Source organism: Daejeonella sp. (assembly GCF_030684675.1).
Lineage (GTDB): Bacteria > Bacteroidota > Bacteroidia > Sphingobacteriales > Sphingobacteriaceae > Daejeonella.
The window spans coordinates 77714-98072 of the sequence record NZ_JAUXXZ010000081.1 but is presented as its reverse complement, the minus strand read 5'-3'; the positions used below and the strand labels follow the sequence as shown (position 1 = coordinate 98072).

Genomic DNA, 20359 nt, shown 5'->3' with positions numbered 1-20359 from the left:
GTTAATATCACTATATAAGAATATTGATTTAGGCCTGTCGCTTTCCTGTGTTTCTGACAGGAATTTATTTTTACGACGATTTTAAAAAATTGTTTTACGGTTAATAAATTTAACTCAAGGACAATGAAAATAAATATATTTCAATAAAAATACCCCGCTTTTGGACAGGGTATTCTGAGTATAAAGAGTTGAAAAGAATAAGATTATGCTACTTCCTCTGCATATGATTCTATTGGAGGACATGAACAAATCAGTGTCCTATCGCCATGTGTATCATTAACCCGGCCAACTGATGGCCAGAATTTAAAAGCTGCTACATAGGGCAATGGAAATGCAGCAGTTTGTCTGGAGTATGCATGCGTCCACTCATCTGCAGTCACAACAGAAGCTGTATGTGGGGCATTTTTCAGAGGGTTATCTACTGCATCCAGTTTACCGCTTTCAACTTCAGATATTTCAGCGCGGATAGCAATCATCGCATCGCAAAAGCGGTCAAGTTCATGTTTAGGTTCTGATTCTGTTGGTTCGATCATGACCGTACCTGCAACCGGGAATGACACTGTTGGTGCATGGAAACCATAGTCCATCAGTCGCTTGGCAATATCGGTAACTTCTACACCGTATGTCTTGAAAGCACGGCAGTCCAGAATCATTTCATGAGCACAGCGGCCCTGGCTTCCCGAATACAGAACCGGGTAAGAATTCTCTAGTCTGGCTTTAATATAATTGGCATTCAGAATCGCGAATTTGGTTGCATTGGTTAACCCCTCGCCGCCCATCATCGCAATATATGCATGTGATATGAGTAGGATTGAGGCTGATCCCCATGGGGCTGATGAAACCGCAGAAATTGATTTTTCATTACCCATATGAACAACAGCATGTCCCGGTAAAAATGGTACCAGATGTTTTGCTACACCTATTGGGCCCATTCCAGGACCACCGCCGCCATGTGGGATACAAAATGTTTTATGGAGATTAAGGTGACAGACATCGGCTCCGATTGTTGCCGGACTTGTAAGTCCAACCTGAGCATTCATATTTGCTCCATCCATGTAAACCTGTCCGCCATTCTTGTGAATGACCTCACAGATCTCAATGATCGATTCTTCAAATACACCATGAGTAGAAGGATAGGTTACCATTAAGCATGAAAGATCAGAAGCATGTTCTTCAGCCTTCGCTTTGAGGTCGACTACATCAATATTGCCCCTTTCATCACATTTAACGATTATGATCTTCATGCCCGCCATTGCTGCTGAGGCAGGGTTTGTCCCATGTGCCGAAGAAGGAATCAAGGCAATATTCCTATGAGTATCCCCTCTGTCTAAATGATATGCACGAATAACCATAAGTCCGGCATACTCACCTTGTGCTCCAGAATTGGGCTGTAAACTCATAGATGCAAATCCGGTTATTTCACTCAGCCATTTATTAAGTTCATCAAAGATCTGCATGTATCCTCCAACCTGATCGGCTGGAGCAAATGGATGAATTTTGCTGAATTCTGCCCAGGTAATAGGAACCATTTCTGTTGTGGCATTCAGCTTCATAGTGCATGAACCTAATGCAATCATAGAATGGCAAAGCGAAAGATCTTTTGCTTCCAGCGATTTTATATATCTGAGCATTTCATGCTCAGAGTGATGTGAGTTAAATACCGGATGCGTTAAATAAGCCGATTCCCGTTGTAATTGGGAAGGAATATGACTACTGATTCCTGATTTAATTCGATCCAAATCCAGCTCATGAGCATTTTTACCCATAACTTTTGCAAAGAAGCGGATGATTGTCAGAACATCATTGGGAGTCGTGGTTTCATCAAGTGTTATGCTAACCAAAGAACCTTCATAGTTCAGGTTTACTTCATTATTAAGCGCTTCTGCATGAATTGGGTTGATCAGATCACCCAGTTCTAATTTGATGGTATCGAAGAAAAATTTATTTTCCGGCTTATATCCAAGGGCCTCAAGGGCTTGAGATAAGAATACACTTAGTCCGTGGATTCGTTCAGCAATCTGCTTAATTCCTTTAGGACCATGGTAGATGGCATACATGCTTGCCATGATAGCAAGAAGTGCCTGCGCGGTGCAAATATTTGAGGTTGCTTTATCCCTTCTGATATGCTGCTCACGGGTTTGAAGCGCCATACGCAATGCATAGTTTCCGGCACTATCAATGGTTACCCCAATAATCCGGCCCGGTAGAGAACGCTTGTATTCTTCTTTGGTAGCAAAAAATGCGGCATGAGGTCCGCCAAATCCCATTGGTATTCCAAAACGCTGGCTTGAACCAACTACGATATCGGCACCCCATTCTCCCGGAGGACTTAATAAAGAAAGTGCCATGATATCGGCAACTACCGTTAGTTTTATACCTTTCTCATGAGCTTTACGAGCAAAGTTTGAGTAATCATATATCTGACCTTTAGCTGCCGGGTATTGAACGATAGCACCGAACATGTTCTCATCCAGATTCAGAGTTTCGTGGCTGCCGATTAGTATTTGAATACCATAAGGAGCAGCGCGGGTTTGAAGTATATCAATAGTTTGAGCCAAAACCTCTTCCGAGACAAAAAATACTTTTGCATTCTCATTTTTGCGAAGGCTGTATTGCATGAACATCGCTTCGGCGGCGGCAGTTCCTTCATCCAGAAGTGAAGCATTCGCAATTTCCATTCCGGTAAGATCCATTACCATGGTCTGAAAATTTAACAGGGCCTGCAAACGCCCCTGTGCAATTTCTGCCTGATAGGGTGTATACTGGGTATACCATCCCGGGTTTTCCAGAATATTGCGTTGTATAACCCCAGGAATAATAACATCATGGTAACCCTGACCGATGTACGATTTGAAAACTTTGTTTTTTGACGCTGTTTGTTTCAGATTATTCAGGTAATCGGCTTCACTCTTTGCTGCCGGCAGATTCAGATTATTTTTCAATCTGATATTTGGAGGTACTGTTTGACTGATTAATTCGTCAATGGAATTCACACCAATGGTGTCTAGCATTTTTGCGGTGTCCTGCTCATTCGGAGCAATATGACGCTGCTCAAATTTTTCCTGATAATCTATATTAAGCTTCATTAAAAAGAGGGGAGTTTTTATGAGGCAAAAATAAGGATTTTCAGCACATTATTTAATTGCAGGAATAAATTGCCTGAAATAATATTATCAATAATTGAAGAGCGCAATTACTCTATCTAAAAAGGCTAAATACTGCTGATTTTTAGGATTTTTTGATCTTTATTTTTCACCGGAAACAACCCAGCCTTCGTCTTTCTTATGTTTCAGTTTATAGGTTTTTGTAATAAACTCACTGTTTGAACCTTTGTTGTTATCAAAAGGATAGAAGTCTGTTTCAGCCTTAACTAAAGTAACAGTCACTTTTGCAGAATTATCATTGGTTTTCACAAAATTCACAGGCTTATCATTGTCCATTTCATAAATGATAGTCTTGACCTTTGCTTTATCACTACCCTGCTCCAGAACAAAAGGTGCAGATTTCTCGGTCAATTTGATCAAATAGACAAATGAACTGTCTTTGGAAAGGAAAACCTTCTTTTGTTCCTGCACATCCATGCTAATGTACCCCGATTCTTCCAATTCCCTGTACTTATTTAGTTCTTCCTGATCTTTATTTTGACGGAATTTCATTTCACCAAAATTGAAACTGGCTGTTTTATATTCCGGGTTTTCATCCAGATAATTTGAGATTACCGATGCCGCCTCGTCGTCATTGATTGTTGTTTCAGTCCCGCATCCGTTGATGAATGCGAATCCCAAAACAAATAATAAATAGATTACTGTTCTTTTCATAATCGTGTTTCTTAAAGATAATCAATTCCAGAGTAAATCATTCTTAACGTAAAGGAACTATACCCTTTTAAATTATTTCTACCAGATAATCTCCAGTCTTCTCTCTTAACGATCCGAAACATATAATATTTGATTCGGGAATACCATTTGACCGAAGTACTTCTTCAAAATCCGCAGTTTTCGATTCTTCCACAGCAACCAGCAGGCCTCCACTGGTTTGCGGGTCAGCAAGGATTGTAGTTTTTCGGGTCAGCGTTTTACTGCCTGAACCAATTTTATGACCGTAACTGTTCCAGTTTCTGTTTGTACCTCCCGGGACAGAATTTTGATCGAGGTATTCTTCGATCACCGCAATTTTTGGAACTTTGTCAAACTCAATGACTGCCTGTAAATGACTGCCTTCACACATTTCTGAAAGATGCCCTAGTAATCCGAAGCCTGTGACATCGGTCATTGCCTTTACATAATCCAGCTTGCCAAGCGTTTCACCGATTTTATTAAGCATCGACATACTTTTCGGGGCAATATCTGCATGTTCAGGCTTTAGAATTCCCTTTTTTTGTGCCGTGGTCAGGATTCCCACTCCGAGTGCTTTGGTAAGATAAAGTTTGCATCCTGTCTCTGCTGTAGAGTTTTGTTTTAAATGTTTAATATCGACAATGCCATTGACAGACAGGCCAAATACAGGTTCAGGACAATCAATGCTGTGTCCTCCTGCGAGGGTTATTCCTGCCTCCGTACAAATTGCCCTGGAACCCTCGAGGACTTTTTGTGCAACTTCGGGCGATAATTTATCGATCGGCCATCCCAATATAGCGATAGCTAATACGGGCTTCCCACCCATCGCATAAACGTCGCTTATGGCATTAGCTGAGGCTATCCTGCCAAAGTCATAGGCATCATCCACAATTGGCATGAAAAAATCAGTTGTTGAAATGAGTGCATTTCCATTACCAAGATCGAGTACTGCTGCATCATCCCTGGTATTATTTCCTACCAGTAAGTTAGGGTCGGCTGAGTGAGTGATTGGACTGTGCAGAATGATGTCTAATACTGCAGGACTAATTTTACATCCACAGCCAGCGCCATGTGAATATTGTGTTAATTTTATTTCTTCAGGGATCATATAAATGAGTAGTGAGTATTGAGTAGTGAGTATTGAGACATGAGATTTGGGATAGGTATTATGTTATTTGTTCTTACAAAAATTGAGACTGAATGTCTGCATTAATTCGATTTGATTTAATGTGATTCAACAGTAGTCTGCAGTTTTCTTCTGCATTTGTACTTCTGCATTGAATGATATGGATACTTTCTTTTTCCCTTTTTCCCTGCCCATTGGCATAGGTTTTATCATAATATACCAGCACAATTTTGATAAAATCATCCATCCGGTTTTCTCTGATCGCCAGAATCGCATCGCGGGTTTGTTCAGGGCCAAGTCTTTTTCCGATTCTCAAGGTACTTTCAATCAGAAACTCCTTATCAAGTACTCCGTATTCCTTTACAAGAAAATCGACCCTTTCCTGAAATGGTACTATGATTTTCATCACAGGAGCCTGGCGCATCCGATGGAAAATAGGATTGGGAATGAAACATCGGCCTATCGACAAACTCTCATCCTCCAGCCAAAGCGGAGTATTTTTGTCAATTTTATTCAGTTCACGGGCAAGTAAATTTTCGAATTGCTCCTGACTGGGCTGAATGAGCTGGCCCATAGATCCATAGGAAGATCCCTGATGTTGCGCGAGATCTTCGAGATCCACAACCTGCTGGGAAAGATCTTTGAGCTGATTGAGGGTTTTTGTTTTCCCGGAGCCCGTCATCCCACCCAAAATGAGTATAGAATAAGTTTCTTTAAATTGGTCCAGCACCCAGTTACGGTACCTCTTGTAACCGCCTTCAAGAAGAAAAACTTCAAAACCATAAAGATTTAGCGCCCAGGCCATTGCACCACTACGCATACCTCCACGCCAGCAGTGGATCAGAATCTTTTTTTCGGGAGCAATCTTAAGGGCTTGCTTAATAAAACCTGACCATTTCGGACCGGTAAGATCAAATCCAAGCAGAATTGCAGCCTCACGACTTTTTTGCTTATAGGTTGTACCTACCTGAACCCTTTCATCATTTGAAAAGATGGGAAGATTATGAGCACCCGGAATATGTGCGTGCACAAACTCAAGCGGGGTTCTGACATCAATCACCGGAATAGTTTCGGCCAGTTGCAGAAATTTATCAATGTCCAGTGTTTGAATCATACGCAAGGAATAGTGCCGGTTATAAGGTTAATTATTCTTTAGTGCCCTCAGGTACATTTGGATTGTATTTTCCAAACCTAAATACAGAGAGTCGCAAATAAGTGCATGCCCGATACTTACTTCGAGTAATCCGGGAATGTTTTTTGAAAAGTAATTTAAATTATGCAAATCAAGATCATGGCCTGCATTTATACCCAAACCTAATTTGTTGGCAAGCTGGGCAGCTGCGATATAGGGTTTAATCGCAAATTCCTTGTCAGCATGATAATTGCTGGCATATGATTCGGTATAAAGTTCAATGCGGTCTGTTCCTGTACGCTCCGCAGCTTCAATCATTTCTTTTGCAGGATCAACAAAAATGGACACCCGAATGCCTTCAGATTTAAACTCAGCAATAATATCTTTAAGATAGCTTTGATGTTTGATTGTATCCCAGCCATGATTGGATGTTAACTGACCCTCAGCATCAGGCACCAATGTAACCTGTGCTGGCTTATTGGCTAAAACCAACTCAACGAATTTTTGTTCTTTGGGATTACCCTCAATATTAAACTCCGTTTGAATCACCTTTTTCAGGTCGAATACATCCTGATAGCGGATATGCCTCTCATCCGGACGTGGATGAACGGTTATTCCCTCTGCTCCGAATCGTTCGGCATCCAGGGCAACTTTAATCAGGTCAGGGTTATTGCCACCTCTTGAATTACGAAGTGTAGCTATTTTATTGATGTTTACAGATAGGTTTGTCATGGTAAAGGAGGTAGGAGGTCTGATGTCTGAAGTCTGAAGTCTGAGGTCTGAAGTCTGAAGTCTGATGTCTGAAGTCTGAGGTCTGAGGTCTGAGGTCTGAGGTCTGAAGTCTGAGTAAAGCTGTTGTTAAATTAGATTAAGATTTCCAGTTTATATAGAGCTTATGAAGTTTTGCTCCAATTTCATCTGCTTTAGCATTATAGAGGTTAAATTGTTCTGATGTTATATAATTGCAGTCTTTAGCGAAATTTAACCACACTTTGCTTTCTTCCAAAGATCCGGAAGAGTAGATCAGATATTTCTTAAATTCTGCATGGTATATTCTCCGCCCATAACCTTCTGCAATATTAGCACTTATTGATCTTGTAGAACGAATTATTTGGCTGGTTAAAGAATATTTTTCAGAAGAAGGAAAGTCTCTTGTCAAATTGAAAACACTCATTGACAATTGATAGGAAAGCTGATAGACATCCAGATCAGAAAATGATTTGATCATAAAAAAAATGCTTACCCGAAAGTAAGCATTCTTTTATAAAACTGAAGATACCTCCATCTTAACTTAGTAAACGGTAATCCGGCCTCCGGATTCAGCCCTCCGACTTCGTTTAGTATCTGTAAGTATCAGCTTTGAAAGGACCTTCAATAGGAACACCAATATAATCAGCCTGATGCTGATCTAATGTTTCAAGTTCAACACCAATCTTTGCAAGGTGTAAACGGGCTACTTTTTCATCCAGATATTTTGGAAGAACGTAAACCTGGTTCTCATATTTATCAGTGTTTGTCCAAAGTTCTAACTGAGCTAAAGTCTGATTAGTAAATGAATTGGACATAACGAATGAAGGGTGACCAGTTGCACATCCTAAATTCACTAAACGGCCTTCAGCAAGTACGATCACATCTTTACCATTGATGGTATATTTATCAACCTGTGGTTTGATCTCAACTTTAGTGTTGCCGTAGTTTCCGTTTAACCATGCCATATCGATCTCATTATCGAAGTGACCGATATTACAAACGATGGCTTTGTCTTTTAAAGCCAGGAAATGTTCGCCACGAACGATATCACAGTTACCGGTAGTAGTTACCACGATATCTGCTTCTTTAATTGCTGTAGCTAATTTCTTCACTTCATAACCTTCCATTGCTGCCTGTAAAGCACAGATAGGGTCAATTTCAGTTACAATTACACGAACTCCCTGAGAGCTTAAAGAAACTGCAGAACCTTTACCAACATCACCATAACCACATACAACAGCAACTTTACCAGCCATCATTACGTCAGTTGCACGACGGATCGCATCAACCAATGACTCACGACAACCGTATTTATTATCAAATTTAGATTTGGTCACTGAATCATTTACGTTGATTGCAGGTAAGTGCAATGTTCCGTTTTTCATACGCTCATATAAGCGGTGAACACCGGTAGTAGTTTCTTCAGAAAGACCTTTGATACCTGCAATCAGTTCAGGGAACCTGTCAAATACCATGTTAGTTAAATCGCCACCATCATCAAGAATCATGTTTAATGGTTTGCGATCCGGGCCGAAATGTAAGGTTTGCTCAATACACCAGTCAAATTCTTCCTCATTCAGACCTTTCCAGGCATAAACCTGAATTCCTGCAGCAGCAATTGCAGCCGCAGCATGATCCTGAGTTGAGAAAATGTTACATGATGACCAGGTAACTTCAGCTCCTAACTCAACAAGAGTTTCAATTAGAACAGCTGTCTGGATGGTCATGTGTAAACATCCTGCAATACGTGCACCTTTAAGAGGCTTTGATGCACCAAATTCTTCGCGAAGTGCCATTAATCCTGGCATTTCTGCTTCAGCAAGACCGATCTCTTTACGGCCCCATTCTGCTAATGAAATGTCCTTAACTTTGTAAGGAACATAATTTGTCTCTACTGATGACATAGTTTGTGGTTTAAATGCGTTTTACCGCACGATAAATGGATAATTAATTATTTCTTATTTGAAGTAAGAAAATTGTTCGCAAAGGTAATTATACTTTGGTCAATTCAAAAGAGTAAAGGGCTGTATTTAAGATCGAATGATATTTTTAGGTAATGAGCCTTATGGAGTTTTTGGAAAGCAGGGCCTATGATTCTTCTGTCTCACCTGTCCGGCTCTTCGCTTAAGTTTTGGCTCTTGCATTTTAGGTTCAGGATAAATAATGAATATGAGCCAAAAGCTATCGCTTCGATCCGGTTTAGTGTGCTCCTGGCTGATGCATTATTAACGGAACTTTAGTTCAATCAGGATTTTCTTTATAGCTTCTTAGTAATCTAAACGTCAAACGATTTCAAAATACATCATATCATTTGTAAATACTTAACTTTGTGTATAATTCAATTTTTAAGATTAATTTAATTAAGATATGTATCCAGAATATTTAGTTGCTCCAATGCGTCAGGAACTTGTAAATGCGGGTTTTCAGGATCTGAGAACTGCTGAGGAAGTTGAACAAGCCATAAAATCAGATGGAACGGTATTGGTTATGGTGAATTCTATTTGTGGTTGTGCGGCTGCTAATGCACGTCCCGCTGCCAGGATTTCAGTACAGCATGAAAAACACCCGGATAAATTTGTAACCGTTTTTGCAGGTATGGAAAAAGATGCAGTTGATACAGCCAGGGCATTTATGTTGCCTTACCCTCCTTCCTCACCTGCGATTGCGTTATTTAAGGATGGGAAACTAGTTCATATGATTGAGCGTCACCAGATTGAAGGACGTCCGGCACAGATGATTGCGGATAATCTGCAACAGGCGTTTGATCATTATTGTTAATTACATTAAATTCATTTTTATTGAAAATCAAATCCGGTCTCAGGCCGGATTTTTTGTTTTATACCTTTTTTTGGATAGTTTAGATTAACCAAAAAAATCCTCCATGAAACATATTGCTATACTCCTTGCTATTTTTTTAGTTTTTCCTGCTTTTGCACAGCAAACCTATATTCAATGCGGCCGCTTAATTGATGGAAAATCAAACTCGGTTCAGACTGAGATGACCATCATAGTTGAATCGAATAAAATAATAGATGTCAGAAAAGGCTATCAGTCGGGAGCCACTAGTGATATGCTCATTAACATGAGAAATCAGACTGTGATGCCTGGATTCATTGACTCGCATGTTCATTTATCTGGAGAGACCAGCAAGAATCAATACATGGAAGAGTTTACTCTGAACGATGAGGACTATGCATTGAAAGCAGTTAAATATTCTGAGCGTACACTCATGGCTGGTTTTACCACCGTTAGAGATCTGGGGGGTATTGTAGCCATATCCCTCAGAAATGCAATCAATCAGGGTGATATTAAAGGTCCGCGGATCTTAGCCGCAGGCAAAAGCATTGCCACTACCGGCGGGCACGCGGATCCTTCCAATGGATATAGCAGGGCATTGGTTGGAGATCCCGAGGCGAAAGACGGGGTAATTAACAGTCCGGAGGAAGCCAGAAAAGCTGTAAGACAGCGTTATAAAGAAAGTTCAGATGTGATTAAAATAACCGCAACCGGCGGCGTTTTAAGTAATGCGAAGGATGGTGCAGGTGCACAATTTACAGAGGATGAAATTAAAGCAGTGGTCAGCACTGCCAAAGATTATGGTTATCGCGTGGCTGCACATGCTCATGGTGCTGAAGGAATGAAAAGGGCTATACGGGCAGGCGTTTCTTCTATTGAACACGGGACTTTCATGGATGATGAGGTCATCGCTTTAATGAAGGAAAATGGTACGTATTATGTTCCCACAATTACTGCTGGAAAATCTGTAGCTGATTCAGCTAAAATTCCGGGATATTACCCTCCCCTGGTAGTTCCTAAAGCAATTGCAACCGGACCGAAAATTCAAAGCACTTTTGCCAAAGCATATAAGGCAGGTGTTAAAATTGCTTTTGGTACCGATGCGGGTGTATTTGCACATGGCAAGAACTACAAAGAATTTGAATATATGGTTGAAGCAGGAATGCCGGCTATGGAAGCGATCAAATCTGCAACTATGAATGCTGCTGATCTGCTTGGTATTTCAGATCGTATTGGTTCAATTGAAAAAGGAAAGTCTGCAGATATCATTGCTGTAAATGGTGATCCGATAAAGGATATTAAAGTTCTGAGCTCTATGAGCTTTGTTATGAAAGAAGGAGTGGTGTATAAGTAGTGATGATTCTCTTGTGGTTTCGTGTTATCCTGTCCTTAGTTTTCCAGCGATTACGAAAATTGATTTTTCAATACAACAATAATTTGCTGTTGTACAGTTTCAGCACAGCGTCTTTACGGATGTACAATAAATAAAGAGTCTCCTGACTCGTTTACAAATTTTTTTCATGTGTTTGGTGTTATCCACCAAGCACTTATCGATTTCTGATTTGAAGTAAATGCCAATCGTTCTAACAGATTCCTAAAAACATCCTGTAAAGTGAATGATGAATAAATTTTAATAAGCTTTATTTTAATTTGGCAACAGAGCTTAATAATCCTTATTCAGAAGCTTCTCCAGTTCCGAAAAACTTAAATTCATCCGAACCCTACCTTGCTTGGCATAGGAGATTTCCCCGGTTTCTTCGGATACGACTATTGCAACGGCATCACTCATTTCAGTAATCCCTATTCCAGCCCTGTGCCTGAGTCCGAATTGTGGTGGTAGCTTATCGTTTTCTGTAAGGGGTAAGATACTGCTGGCGCATTTGATGCGGTTTTCAGAGATAATTACTGCTCCATCATGCAGCGGACTCGTTTTCTGGAAAATGCTTTCTAATAGTCGCCTGGAAACTTTTGCTTCAATAATTTCTCCGCTATTCTGGTAAAATTGTTCATCAAAGTATTTAGCAAATACAATTAAAGCACCTGTTCGGCTCTTTTGAAGACTCTTGCAGGCATCAATAATCGGTTTGATCCGAATGGAATTATTTTTTACTACTTCTTTCCTGCCAAAAAGAAAGGACCACCAGGCCTTGTTTTTTTGCAGCGATGCGTTTCGGCCAATGAGTAAGAGGAAACGCCTGATTTCCTGCTGGAATACCACGATCAAAGCGATAAAGCCCACGCTAACAAATGCCCCCAATAATTCGGTAAGTAGTCGCATTTGTGCCTGCTTTACCAGAATGTAAGCAGCATAAATGATCACCAGTCCGAGCAATATATTGAGCGCAATTGTTCCCCTGATCAGGTTGTATATGTAATATATAATAAGTGCAACCAGTACAATATCCAGGAGATCCAGAAAGCGAAGATTAAGGAAACTAAAGTCAAATCCTTCCATTCTATAAATGTAAATAATAATTGCGATTTGGTTTGGAAATTAGTATTGAGTAGTGAGTATTTAGTATTGAGAAATCATACGCCGTAAAACTAATTTAGCGCTGAATATTCATCTGATTAACAATTTTAACAACCTCAGCCGCTGCTTTAACATCGTGTACACGGAGAATGTTTGCTCCTTTTATCAGAGCGATTGTATTAGCAGCTGTTGTGCCATTCAGGGCATGTTCAGCATCAGTCTCCAACAGTTTATAGATCATCGATTTGCGTGAAAGTGCTGCAAGAACCGGATGCCCGGTTGATTTTAAGTGTTCCAGATTAGCCAAGATTTCATAATTCTGCTCCAGATTTTTTGCAAAACCAAAACCCGGATCAACAATCAGATCATTTACTCCCAAATTCTTTAATTTTTGGATTCTGGAGACAAAGTATTGACAAATTTCCGTTGTAATATCTTCATAATCGTTCTGTGTGGCCATCGTTTGAGGAGTTCCTTTCATATGCATCATAATATAAGGTACACCAAGCTCTGCGATGGTTTGAAACATCTCATTATCCATCGACCCGGCTGAAATATCATTGATAATTCCAGCACCTTCATGCACAGCTGTTTTGGCAATTCCGGATCTGAAGGTATCAATTGAAAGTATAACATCCGGAAATTCGCTAACAATAGCCCTTAAAACAGGTATCAAACGATCTGATTCTGTTTCTTCAGAGATATGTTCTGCGCCGGGACGGGATGAATAGGCACCGATGTCTATCAGGTCTGCTCCTTCCGACAGGATTTGTTCGATTTTTTTCAGGGCATCATGCAGGTTGTTATTTCTCCCTCCGTCATAAAAGGAATCGGGCGTGAGGTTCAGTATGCCCATAATTTTGGGCTTTGAAAGATCGAGGAGGCTACCCCGAACATTTAACGTAGATTTTTGCTGAAAAACTGTATTTTTACCCGCCATGTAAGGCAAAATACCGATTATTTCATGGTTCTAACAAATAAAAAATTAAGGCTTTGATTAATAAAACTTCAGCAGAATACGATAGTGTCATAAAAGTTTGCAGAGAACTTTTTCTAAAGAAAAGTAACGATTATGGGACTGCCTGGCGTATTCTAAGGATATCATCTATAACTGACCAGATTTTTATCAAGGCTCAGCGAATCCGAACCCTTGAAGAAAAGAAGGTTTCAAAGGTAGGAGAGGATATTACTTCAGAATATATTGGAATTGTTAATTATTGTATCATCGCGATGATGCAGATGGATCTCCAAAACGATGATAGAACGGAACTTCCGCTTGATGAAGTGGAGATGTATTTTGATAAAAGGGTGAATGAGACCAAAGAACTTATGTTTGCCAAGAACCATGATTACGGAGAGGCATGGCGGGATATGCGGATCAGTTCATTGACTGATCTTATATTGATGAAAATCCTCAGGGTAAAGCAGATTGAAGATAATTCCGGACAAACACTTGCTTCGGAGGGTGTCAGGGCAAATTATCAGGATATGCTTAACTATTCGGTTTTTGCATTGATCAAACTCGGTCTTTAAGAAGCCGGTTCCAATAGGGTGGATTTAATTTTGGTCCTCCCTAATTTATAAACCTTGATCCCGCATTTGCGGGATATTAAAGCAATTATATTCCAATGAAACATGCCTTATTACATTTGCTTAGAGCGATTGTTGGATTACTCTTTATCTTTTCAGGACTGATTAAGGCCAATGATCCGCTTGGGTTTGGCTATAAGTTGCAGGAGTATTTTGAAGTTTTTCACATTGCCTTTCTGAATGATTTTGCGACTGTATTTGCAATTATACTTTGCACAATTGAAATTGTTCTCGGGGCATTACTGCTTCTTGGTATCCGTTCCCGAAATGTTGCTTCCGGCTTATTGTTAACCATCATTTTCTTTACCTTTCTTACCTTCTATTCAGCTTTTTTTGAGGTAGTTACGTCCTGTGGCTGTTTTGGAGATGCTATTCCACTGACTCCATGGCAGTCTTTCTCAAAGGATATTGTGTTGCTGATTATGATTCTGTATATCTATAAAAAGCGCAATGAGATCATGCCTTTAATTAGCAGTGAAAGGGCTCAAAATTGGATATTGGGATTTATTGTTCTGATATCCCTCGGATTTGGCTTGTATACCTATAATTTTCTGCCTGTTCTTGATTTTCTACCTTATAAAGTTGGGAATAATATCCCTTCATTAATGATCATGCCTCCGGGAGTGCCACAAGATGTGTATCAGATCACCTATACTTTAAAGAATAAAAGCACTGGCGAGACGAAATCCTTAACTGATAAAGAATATCTGAGTTCAGGAATCTGGAAGGATAAGAATTGGGAAATTACCGGAGATCCTGAAAGTAAACTGATCAGTAAAGGCTTTGAAGTTAAAATCAAAGACCTGAAAATTACGGATACTCAGGGGACTGATTATAATGCTGAGATTTTGGAAAACCCTTATTATAATCTGGTGATTGTGGCTTATGACCTTTCGAAAACCGATTTGACCGGCATTGGTAATCTGAATGCAATTGCAATCAATGCGGCAGAAAATTTCAATATCCGGACTGTCTTTCTGACCTCGAGTTCCGCACAGGATGCAGAGGCGTTCAGCAAAAAAAATAAGCTGGTAATGGAGATCTTTTATGCGGATGCTATTCCACTGAAAAGCATGGTCAGGGCAAACCCAGGAGTATTATTACTTAAAAATGGGACAGTTGTCAATAAATGGCATTTTCGTAATCTGCCATCTTATGATGAATTGTCGGCAAAATACTTTAGTGTAAATTAAAAATCAGTAGTTCAAAAAGATCAATTTTATAGATTATCAATATTTCGATGCAATAGCAGATGTTAATCACTCTGTGGTCAAATATTTAAGGAGAAAGAATTTTATGAAGGTATTCCTGATTGGATTTATGGGCAGTGGAAAGACAACCATTGGAAAAAAACTAGCTAATTATTTAAAATATGAATTCATTGATCTCGATAAGTTAATTGAATCTAAGGCAGGAATGAGTATTGTCAGTTATTTCGAACTCCATGGTGAAGAGGTATTCCGTGAACTGGAGCAGGATATTTTGCAAAAAACTGAATTCCCTGAAAATGTTATTATCGCTACCGGCGGCGGAGCACCCTGCTTTGGGGATAATATGGAATGGATGAATAAAAACGGATTGGTAGCCTATCTTTCCTTGTCGCCAAAGGCCCTGGCAAGTCGCCTGGAGCATTCAAAAACTGATCGCCCCCTGATCCGCCACCTGAAGGGAGAAGAGCTGATCGATTTTATAAGCAGCAAACTCAAGGAGCGTGAATTGTTCTATAATCAGGCTAAGTATGTAGTTAGTGCGAGTGACCTGACTGCCGAGCGTTTATCTTTTTATTTGAATTTGGGGTGAAGCATTGATTTAACTCAAATAAACCGCATCATCCTTCGATTTATCATCCATCACCACCTCAATATGCTCTTTGACGAGCGTAGACATTTCCAGGCCGGTGAAATCAGAAGAAATAGGAAAATTGCGGTGGCTGCGGTCGATCAGCACCAGTGTTCTTAATTTTTTTAGGGGAATGTCAATGAATACTCCAAGTCCGTAGGCTAGTGTCCGGCCGCTGTTCAATACATCATCAACCAGAATAACAACCTTGTTCTTAACTGCATTGACATCAATATCAGAACTGGCCTGGAGATGGGAACTATCTTTGTCAATATCAATCTTCATTAAAACAACCTTAATCTCTGAAATAGATTCAATGACTTTTTTCAGGCGTTTGGCGATAATATAACCCTGATCTATAATTCCTGCCAGAACGACTTCCTTTTCATTCAGGTTATCCTCCAGAATCTGATAGGCCATTCGATCGATCTTCTGCTTAATCTGTGTTTTATTGAGTATCAGTAATTTTTTAACAGCCATCTTGTTCTCAAATTTCGATTCAAATTACATATTCCTGTGCAAACCTTGCTATTTATTCCTTCAATTTATTTAAGAAATCAATCAATCCGGATTCTATTGATAAGGGAAGAAAATAAAATTAGCTCCTTCAGGAACAATGACAAATACACACATAAACTGGTACGGGTCTTTATATTGTTTGATGAACCTTTCTTTCTTATCGGGTTGAATTAGTCCTTTTTCGGTAAATTCTTCGATTGTAGAGGCATGAATGCTCCAGCCTGTATTTAGTTCGTTTCTATCTAAAATGGGTTCACCCAGTTTTACTTCATGCTGATGGGCAACAAAAATCGGAAATTCTGAGATGCCTTCCACCATTATTTCAATGGCTACTTCTTTCACCGATTCGTTGTAAAACTTCAGATCAGTTTCAAGACTCTTCAGCGGACTTTCCTTAGCTTTATTATTCCCTTCTGTGTTTTCTTCAGGATTTAGCAGGTCTTTGATTTCCATTGCAATCTAATTTAATATGCCCGGCAGAATTTGCCCCGGGTTTTGATCTATCCTTTAATTGTAAGCAGCACCACATTTTCAACATGCTGGGTATGCGGAAACATATCAACTGGTTTGATTCTGCCTACCTCATATTTTGCTTTGAGCAGTTCAATATCCCTTGCCTGGGTTGCTGTATTACAGCTTACATAAACTATTTTTTCAGCTTCCATTTCCAGCAATCGCTTCACCACATCGGGATGCATACCTGCACGGGGGGGATCGGTGATCACTACATCGGGTTTGCCATGGGTGCTGATAAAATCCTCATTAAGGATATCCTTCATATCGCCTGCAAAAAAGCTGGTGTTTTTAATTCCATTAATTTCGGAGTTGATTTTTGCATCTTCAATCGCGGTAGGGACATACTCAATACCTATTACATTTTTAACTTTTCCGGCAATGAAATTGGCGATTGTGCCCGCACCAGTGTAAAGGTCGTAAACAAGTTCATCACCTTTAAAGTCGGCGAAATCACGGGCTATTTTGTAGAGTTCAAAAGCCTGTGCAGAGTTGGTTTGGTAAAATGATTTCGGACCGATTTTGAATTTTAATCCATCCATATTCTCAAAAATATGGTCTGCTCCTGCATAAGTATGAATGTCCTGGTCGAATATCGTATCGTTCTTTTTATGATTGACGATGTACAGTAAGGAGTTTATGCTTTTGAACTCAGAAGCTATGAATTTCATCATTCCCTCAATCTGTTCTTCATCTGCATAAGCAAACACAACAATCACCATTAATTCACCGGTACTGGAGGTACGAATGATCAGATTTCTGAGTGATCCTTCATGACTTTTCAGGTTATAAAATGAAATTCCGGCTTTTAGTGCGTATTCCCTTACTTTGTTTCTGATCTCATTGGATGGATCAGCCTGCAGATAGCAATGGTCTATATCAAGGATCTTATCAAATCGGCCAGGAATGTGATAACCCAAGGCATTCATTTCCATGGTTTCATCACTACGCATATCTCCGTCGGTCAGCCAGCGTTTATCGGAAAATGTATACTCCAGTTTATTTCTGTAATAGCGTGACTCGGCAGAGCCCAGAATTGGCTCCATATCAGATACATCTACTTTGCCCAACCTTTGCAATGCATCGCTCACACTCTTTTGTTTGAATTGTAATTGTGCATCATAAGTCAGATGCTGCCATTTACAGCCGCCACATACGCCAAAATGTTCGCAAAAAGGCTCGGTGCGATGTTCGGAAGGCTTTACAAGATTTTGGATCTTTCCCTCGTAGAACTTTTTCTTTCTTCTTAATAACTCAACATCTACAATGTCGCCGGGAACAGCTTTATCAATGAAGATAACCAGATCATCTGATTTACCCACACCCTTACCCTCTTCGGCAATGTCGATTACCTGTATATTCTGCAAGAATTTTTTGTCGGCCGGAATTTTTTTCATGAGCGGCAAAATTAAAGATTTTTATCTTAGGAAAGGGGTAACGAAATATATTGACACAGGATTTACAAGAGCCATGCTTTAAGCAGGTTCAAATCAGACAGATTAGCTTTATGAAAACAATATCCCGTGGTAAATCAGGACTTAAAATTCAAAAAGCTCATCAATTAAATCGGATAATATTAAAATTTCGCGGCTCATGGATGATAATTGGTTTTTTGACATCAGCAAAATATCAAAATTTATACCAAAAACCAAATTGGTATAGTAGTTTAATATTAAATTTACTTTAAGTCTACAATGCTGTGTGGAAATCGCGACTTATTTAACGGCGGCCTTAACTAAATAGGGGAGGATTTCTTTTTGGAAGGAGATAAAATTTTTGCGAACATCAGAATCACTCACTGAGGTGAAAGCAAATGAGAAGACAATACTTTTACTTGCCTTGATCAAAAAGCGAAGTCGTTCTATATAATCATCAGCTTTAAAGAGTTGTGTTTGATTGAAAGATTGGATAAGGAGATTCTCAAGATCATCAGATAAAGTTTTCAGAAATTCCTGTGAATTGGCCGACTCACGTATAAATTCCCATCCAATAAATTCATTACAAACGGTATAAGATAATCGGCTGGTTTTGAGGATGATCATACTTAAGTATGCTTCTTCATCCAGTTCTTCTGATGAATTATGAATGATTTCGTGAACACTTTGCTGAATGTATTCCATCAGGATAGCCTGCAGCAGCAATTCCTTGCTTTCGAAATATTTGTAAATGGTTGCTTTAGCAATCTTAGCACGCTTTGCAATTTCATTTACACTGGTTTTATGGTAGCCGTATTTTCGGAATAAATCCTGAGCTGCTTTCTTTATACTTTCCTTGATTTTATCGACTTCCATATCAGTTCAATACCGAGATTTCAAAATTACTAATAATTACTTTATATTCCTTAAGGGGTCTCTTAGCCGGGGCTTTCACAGGTGAACCATCAAATAATGAAAATTTTGCCCCGCTGCATGGATCAGTAGCCGTCAGGTTTGGGTCATCCGGTACTACTGCACATCTGGTTTGTGGATTCACAGAACTGCAACGGTCAAAAGCTACATAAGCATTATCAGCCCTGCGGTAAATAATCAATCCGGCAACACCGGTATTATCCATTTTATTGACCAACAGCAAACCATTTTTGTTTTTAATATTAAACTCCTGGATTGTTATTCTATAATTTACATAGGCTTCAGGAATCCGGTCTAAGCTATCCTTAGTGCAGGAAAGCAAAGTAAGCGAAATGAGCACTATTGAAATTCCTGTTCTCATCAAATCATTTCTGATTGGAATTGCTTTAAAAAGCGGATATCATTTTCTGAAAATAACCTGAGATCTTTGATCTGATACTTCAAATTGGTGATCCTTTCAATCCCCATACCAAAGGCATAACCTGTAAATTTCTTGCTATCGATATTGCAATTTTCCAGAACATTCGGGTCGACCATGCCGCAGCCCAGAATTTCAACCCAGCCACTGTATTTACAGAACTGGCAGCCATCGCCTTTACAAATGGAACAGGAAATGTCCATTTCAGCCGATGGTTCTGTAAAAGGGAAATAACTTGGTCTGAACCGCACTTTTGTGCCTGCTCCAAACAACTCCTGAACAAAATGAAATAAGGTTTGTTTCAGGTCGGCAAAAGAAACATTCTCATCAATATACAGTCCTTCAACCTGATGAAAAAAGCAATGTGCCCTTGCTGAAATGGCCTCATTTCGATAAACTCTGCCAGGCATAATAGCGCGGAATGGCGGTTTACCTGCTTCCATCATTCTTACCTGAACAGATGAAGTATGGGTACGAAGCGCAATTGCTTCACCCTTGCCGTTTGTACTCCCCTCTCCTCCCGGAGAGGGGTCGGGGCTGAGGCGTATGAAAAAGGTATCCTGCATATCCCTGGCCGGGTGTTCTTCGGGGAAATTAAGTGCCGAGAAATTATGCCAGTCGTCTTCAATCTCCGGACCTTCGGCTACATTGAATCCCAGTTTTTTGAAAATCTCAATAATTTCTTTTCTAACCAGAGATAGGGGATGGCGCGCACCAAGTTCGAATCCTTCTCCCGGAAGAGTAAGGTCAAGCTCAGAATCAGCACTTTTCTCAACAGTCTCTAAACTTTCTTTAAGTATCTGATATTTGGCTTCAGCCATTTGCTTGAACTCATTCAGAACCTTGCCCAGAATCCGTTTTTCTTCTGCAGAAACAGTTTTGAAGGCTTCGAAAAGATCCTTTATAATGCCTTTTGTACCCAGAAAGCGAATTCTGAATGCTTCGAGTTCATCATTGTTTTTTGGTTGAAATGAATTTATTTCTGATGTGTATTGGGATATTTTTTCTTGCATTGTAAT

At 39.7% G+C, this 20359-nt stretch carries 20 protein-coding genes; 5 read left to right on the top strand and 15 right to left on the bottom strand.

Annotated features, from left to right (window positions below; translation table 11 throughout):
- Window positions 1-203: 203 nt before the first annotated feature.
- From gcvP to ahcY, 7 genes are all read right to left on the bottom strand, one after another.
- Window positions 204-3086: an aminomethyl-transferring glycine dehydrogenase gene (gcvP, locus tag Q8M41_RS17530; protein WP_305366603.1), complete on the bottom strand. Its 2883-nt coding sequence runs from the start codon at window positions 3084-3086 to the stop codon at window positions 204-206.
- 159 nt (window positions 3087-3245) lie between these two features.
- On the bottom strand, window positions 3246-3818 hold the full coding sequence (locus tag Q8M41_RS17525) for a hypothetical protein (protein ID WP_305366602.1): 573 nt from the start codon (window positions 3816-3818) through the stop codon (window positions 3246-3248).
- A 67-nt stretch (window positions 3819-3885) separates the two neighbouring features.
- Window positions 3886-4941 (bottom strand): selenide, water dikinase SelD, encoded by a 1056-nt coding sequence (gene selD / locus Q8M41_RS17520; RefSeq protein ID WP_305366660.1) that lies wholly within the window; start codon window positions 4939-4941, stop codon window positions 3886-3888.
- 76 nt (window positions 4942-5017) lie between these two features.
- Window positions 5018-6076 carry a tRNA 2-selenouridine(34) synthase MnmH gene (gene mnmH, locus Q8M41_RS17515; RefSeq protein WP_305366601.1) on the bottom strand — a complete coding sequence of 353 codons (1059 nt, stop codon included), beginning with the start codon at window positions 6074-6076 and terminating at the stop codon, window positions 5018-5020.
- Window positions 6077-6103: 27 nt separating this feature from the next.
- Complete coding sequence (locus Q8M41_RS17510; RefSeq protein WP_305366600.1) at window positions 6104-6826, bottom strand: pyridoxine 5'-phosphate synthase; 723 nt, start codon at window positions 6824-6826, stop codon at window positions 6104-6106.
- A 136-nt stretch (window positions 6827-6962) separates the two neighbouring features.
- Complete coding sequence (locus Q8M41_RS17505) at window positions 6963-7322, bottom strand: four helix bundle protein (protein WP_305366599.1); 360 nt, start codon at window positions 7320-7322, stop codon at window positions 6963-6965.
- Between the two features lie 109 nt (window positions 7323-7431).
- Window positions 7432-8748 (bottom strand): adenosylhomocysteinase, encoded by a 1317-nt coding sequence (gene ahcY, locus Q8M41_RS17500; protein WP_305366598.1) that lies wholly within the window; start codon window positions 8746-8748, stop codon window positions 7432-7434.
- Window positions 8749-9211: 463 nt separating this feature from the next.
- On the opposite strand from ahcY, the gene Q8M41_RS17495 reads away from it, so the two are divergent.
- Entirely contained in the window at window positions 9212-9622 is a 411-nt protein-coding gene (locus Q8M41_RS17495) for a BrxA/BrxB family bacilliredoxin (RefSeq protein WP_305366597.1), read from the top strand.
- Between the two features lie 103 nt (window positions 9623-9725).
- Window positions 9726-10994, top strand: a complete 1269-nt coding sequence (locus Q8M41_RS17490) for an amidohydrolase family protein (RefSeq protein ID WP_305366596.1) — start codon at window positions 9726-9728, stop codon at window positions 10992-10994.
- A gap of 309 nt (window positions 10995-11303) precedes the next feature.
- On the opposite strand, the gene cdaA is transcribed toward Q8M41_RS17490, so the two are convergent.
- The gene (gene cdaA / locus Q8M41_RS17485; protein ID WP_305366595.1) at window positions 11304-12095 is read right to left on the bottom strand and encodes a diadenylate cyclase CdaA; all 792 of its coding nucleotides are present in this window, start codon (window positions 12093-12095) and stop codon (window positions 11304-11306) included.
- Between the two features lie 94 nt (window positions 12096-12189).
- Window positions 12190-13053 carry a dihydropteroate synthase gene (gene folP, locus Q8M41_RS17480; protein WP_305366594.1) on the bottom strand — a complete coding sequence of 288 codons (864 nt, stop codon included), beginning with the start codon at window positions 13051-13053 and terminating at the stop codon, window positions 12190-12192.
- Window positions 13054-13106: 53 nt separating this feature from the next.
- On the opposite strand from folP, the gene Q8M41_RS17475 reads away from it, so the two are divergent.
- The 3 genes from Q8M41_RS17475 to Q8M41_RS17465 all read left to right on the top strand — a co-directional run bounded on the left by Q8M41_RS17475 (window position 13107) and on the right by Q8M41_RS17465 (window position 15503).
- Window positions 13107-13646: a DUF1599 domain-containing protein gene (locus Q8M41_RS17475; protein WP_305366593.1), complete on the top strand. Its 540-nt coding sequence runs from the start codon at window positions 13107-13109 to the stop codon at window positions 13644-13646.
- A gap of 95 nt (window positions 13647-13741) precedes the next feature.
- On the top strand, window positions 13742-14896 hold the full coding sequence (locus Q8M41_RS17470) for a BT_3928 family protein (protein WP_305366592.1): 1155 nt from the start codon (window positions 13742-13744) through the stop codon (window positions 14894-14896).
- A gap of 103 nt (window positions 14897-14999) precedes the next feature.
- Window positions 15000-15503, top strand: a complete 504-nt coding sequence (locus Q8M41_RS17465; RefSeq protein ID WP_305366591.1) for a shikimate kinase — start codon at window positions 15000-15002, stop codon at window positions 15501-15503.
- A 9-nt stretch (window positions 15504-15512) separates the two neighbouring features.
- On the opposite strand, the gene Q8M41_RS17460 is transcribed toward Q8M41_RS17465, so the two are convergent.
- The 6 genes from Q8M41_RS17460 to pheS all read right to left on the bottom strand — a co-directional run bounded on the left by Q8M41_RS17460 (window position 15513) and on the right by pheS (window position 20353).
- Window positions 15513-16022, bottom strand: coding sequence for a phosphoribosyltransferase family protein (locus tag Q8M41_RS17460; protein WP_305366590.1), 510 nt, complete (start codon window positions 16020-16022; stop codon window positions 15513-15515).
- A gap of 93 nt (window positions 16023-16115) precedes the next feature.
- A complete protein-coding gene (locus tag Q8M41_RS17455) occupies window positions 16116-16514 on the bottom strand; it encodes a hypothetical protein (protein WP_305366589.1) in 399 nt (132 codons plus the stop codon).
- A gap of 47 nt (window positions 16515-16561) precedes the next feature.
- Entirely contained in the window at window positions 16562-17971 is a 1410-nt protein-coding gene (rlmD, locus tag Q8M41_RS17450; protein WP_305366588.1) for a 23S rRNA (uracil(1939)-C(5))-methyltransferase RlmD, read from the bottom strand.
- Window positions 17972-18289: 318 nt separating this feature from the next.
- Window positions 18290-18865 (bottom strand): TetR/AcrR family transcriptional regulator, encoded by a 576-nt coding sequence (locus Q8M41_RS17445; protein ID WP_305366587.1) that lies wholly within the window; start codon window positions 18863-18865, stop codon window positions 18290-18292.
- A 1-nt stretch (window position 18866) separates the two neighbouring features.
- Window positions 18867-19283, bottom strand: a complete 417-nt coding sequence (locus Q8M41_RS17440) for a hypothetical protein (RefSeq protein WP_305366586.1) — start codon at window positions 19281-19283, stop codon at window positions 18867-18869.
- Window positions 19283-20353, bottom strand: a complete 1071-nt coding sequence (gene pheS / locus Q8M41_RS17435) for a phenylalanine--tRNA ligase subunit alpha (RefSeq protein WP_305366585.1) — start codon at window positions 20351-20353, stop codon at window positions 19283-19285. Before pheS ends, Q8M41_RS17440 begins: the two co-directional genes overlap by 1 nt.
- Window positions 20354-20359 lie beyond the last annotated feature (6 nt).

Bases quoted from the DNA above. Each gene is read 5' to 3' on its own strand.
- Q8M41_RS17510 (WP_305366600.1), bottom strand. From the start codon at position 6,826: ATGACAAACCTATCTGTAAACATCAATAAAATAGCTACACTTCGTAAT.
- rlmD (WP_305366588.1), bottom strand. From the start codon at position 17,971: ATGAAAAAAATTCCGGCCGACAAAAAATTCTTGCAGAATATACAGGTA.
- Q8M41_RS17525 (WP_305366602.1), bottom strand. From the start codon at position 3,818: ATGAAAAGAACAGTAATCTATTTATTATTTGTTTTGGGATTCGCATTC.
- ahcY (WP_305366598.1), bottom strand. From the start codon at position 8,748: ATGTCATCAGTAGAGACAAATTATGTTCCTTACAAAGTTAAGGACATT.
- cdaA (WP_305366595.1), bottom strand. From the start codon at position 12,095: ATGGAAGGATTTGACTTTAGTTTCCTTAATCTTCGCTTTCTGGATCTC.
- folP (WP_305366594.1), bottom strand. From the start codon at position 13,053: ATGGCGGGTAAAAATACAGTTTTTCAGCAAAAATCTACGTTAAATGTT.
- pheS (WP_305366585.1), bottom strand. From the start codon at position 20,353: ATGCAAGAAAAAATATCCCAATACACATCAGAAATAAATTCATTTCAA.
- Q8M41_RS17490 (WP_305366596.1), top strand. From the start codon at position 9,726: ATGAAACATATTGCTATACTCCTTGCTATTTTTTTAGTTTTTCCTGCT.
- Q8M41_RS17460 (WP_305366590.1), bottom strand. From the start codon at position 16,022: ATGGCTGTTAAAAAATTACTGATACTCAATAAAACACAGATTAAGCAG.
- Q8M41_RS17495 (WP_305366597.1), top strand. From the start codon at position 9,212: ATGTATCCAGAATATTTAGTTGCTCCAATGCGTCAGGAACTTGTAAAT.
- Q8M41_RS17455 (WP_305366589.1), bottom strand. From the start codon at position 16,514: ATGGAAATCAAAGACCTGCTAAATCCTGAAGAAAACACAGAAGGGAAT.
- mnmH (WP_305366601.1), bottom strand. From the start codon at position 6,076: ATGATTCAAACACTGGACATTGATAAATTTCTGCAACTGGCCGAAACT.
- Q8M41_RS17505 (WP_305366599.1), bottom strand. From the start codon at position 7,322: ATGATCAAATCATTTTCTGATCTGGATGTCTATCAGCTTTCCTATCAA.
- Q8M41_RS17440 (WP_305366586.1), bottom strand. From the start codon at position 19,283: ATGAGAACAGGAATTTCAATAGTGCTCATTTCGCTTACTTTGCTTTCC.
- gcvP (WP_305366603.1), bottom strand. From the start codon at position 3,086: ATGAAGCTTAATATAGATTATCAGGAAAAATTTGAGCAGCGTCATATT.
- Q8M41_RS17470 (WP_305366592.1), top strand. From the start codon at position 13,742: ATGAAACATGCCTTATTACATTTGCTTAGAGCGATTGTTGGATTACTC.
- Q8M41_RS17445 (WP_305366587.1), bottom strand. From the start codon at position 18,865: ATGGAAGTCGATAAAATCAAGGAAAGTATAAAGAAAGCAGCTCAGGAT.
- Q8M41_RS17465 (WP_305366591.1), top strand. From the start codon at position 15,000: ATGAAGGTATTCCTGATTGGATTTATGGGCAGTGGAAAGACAACCATT.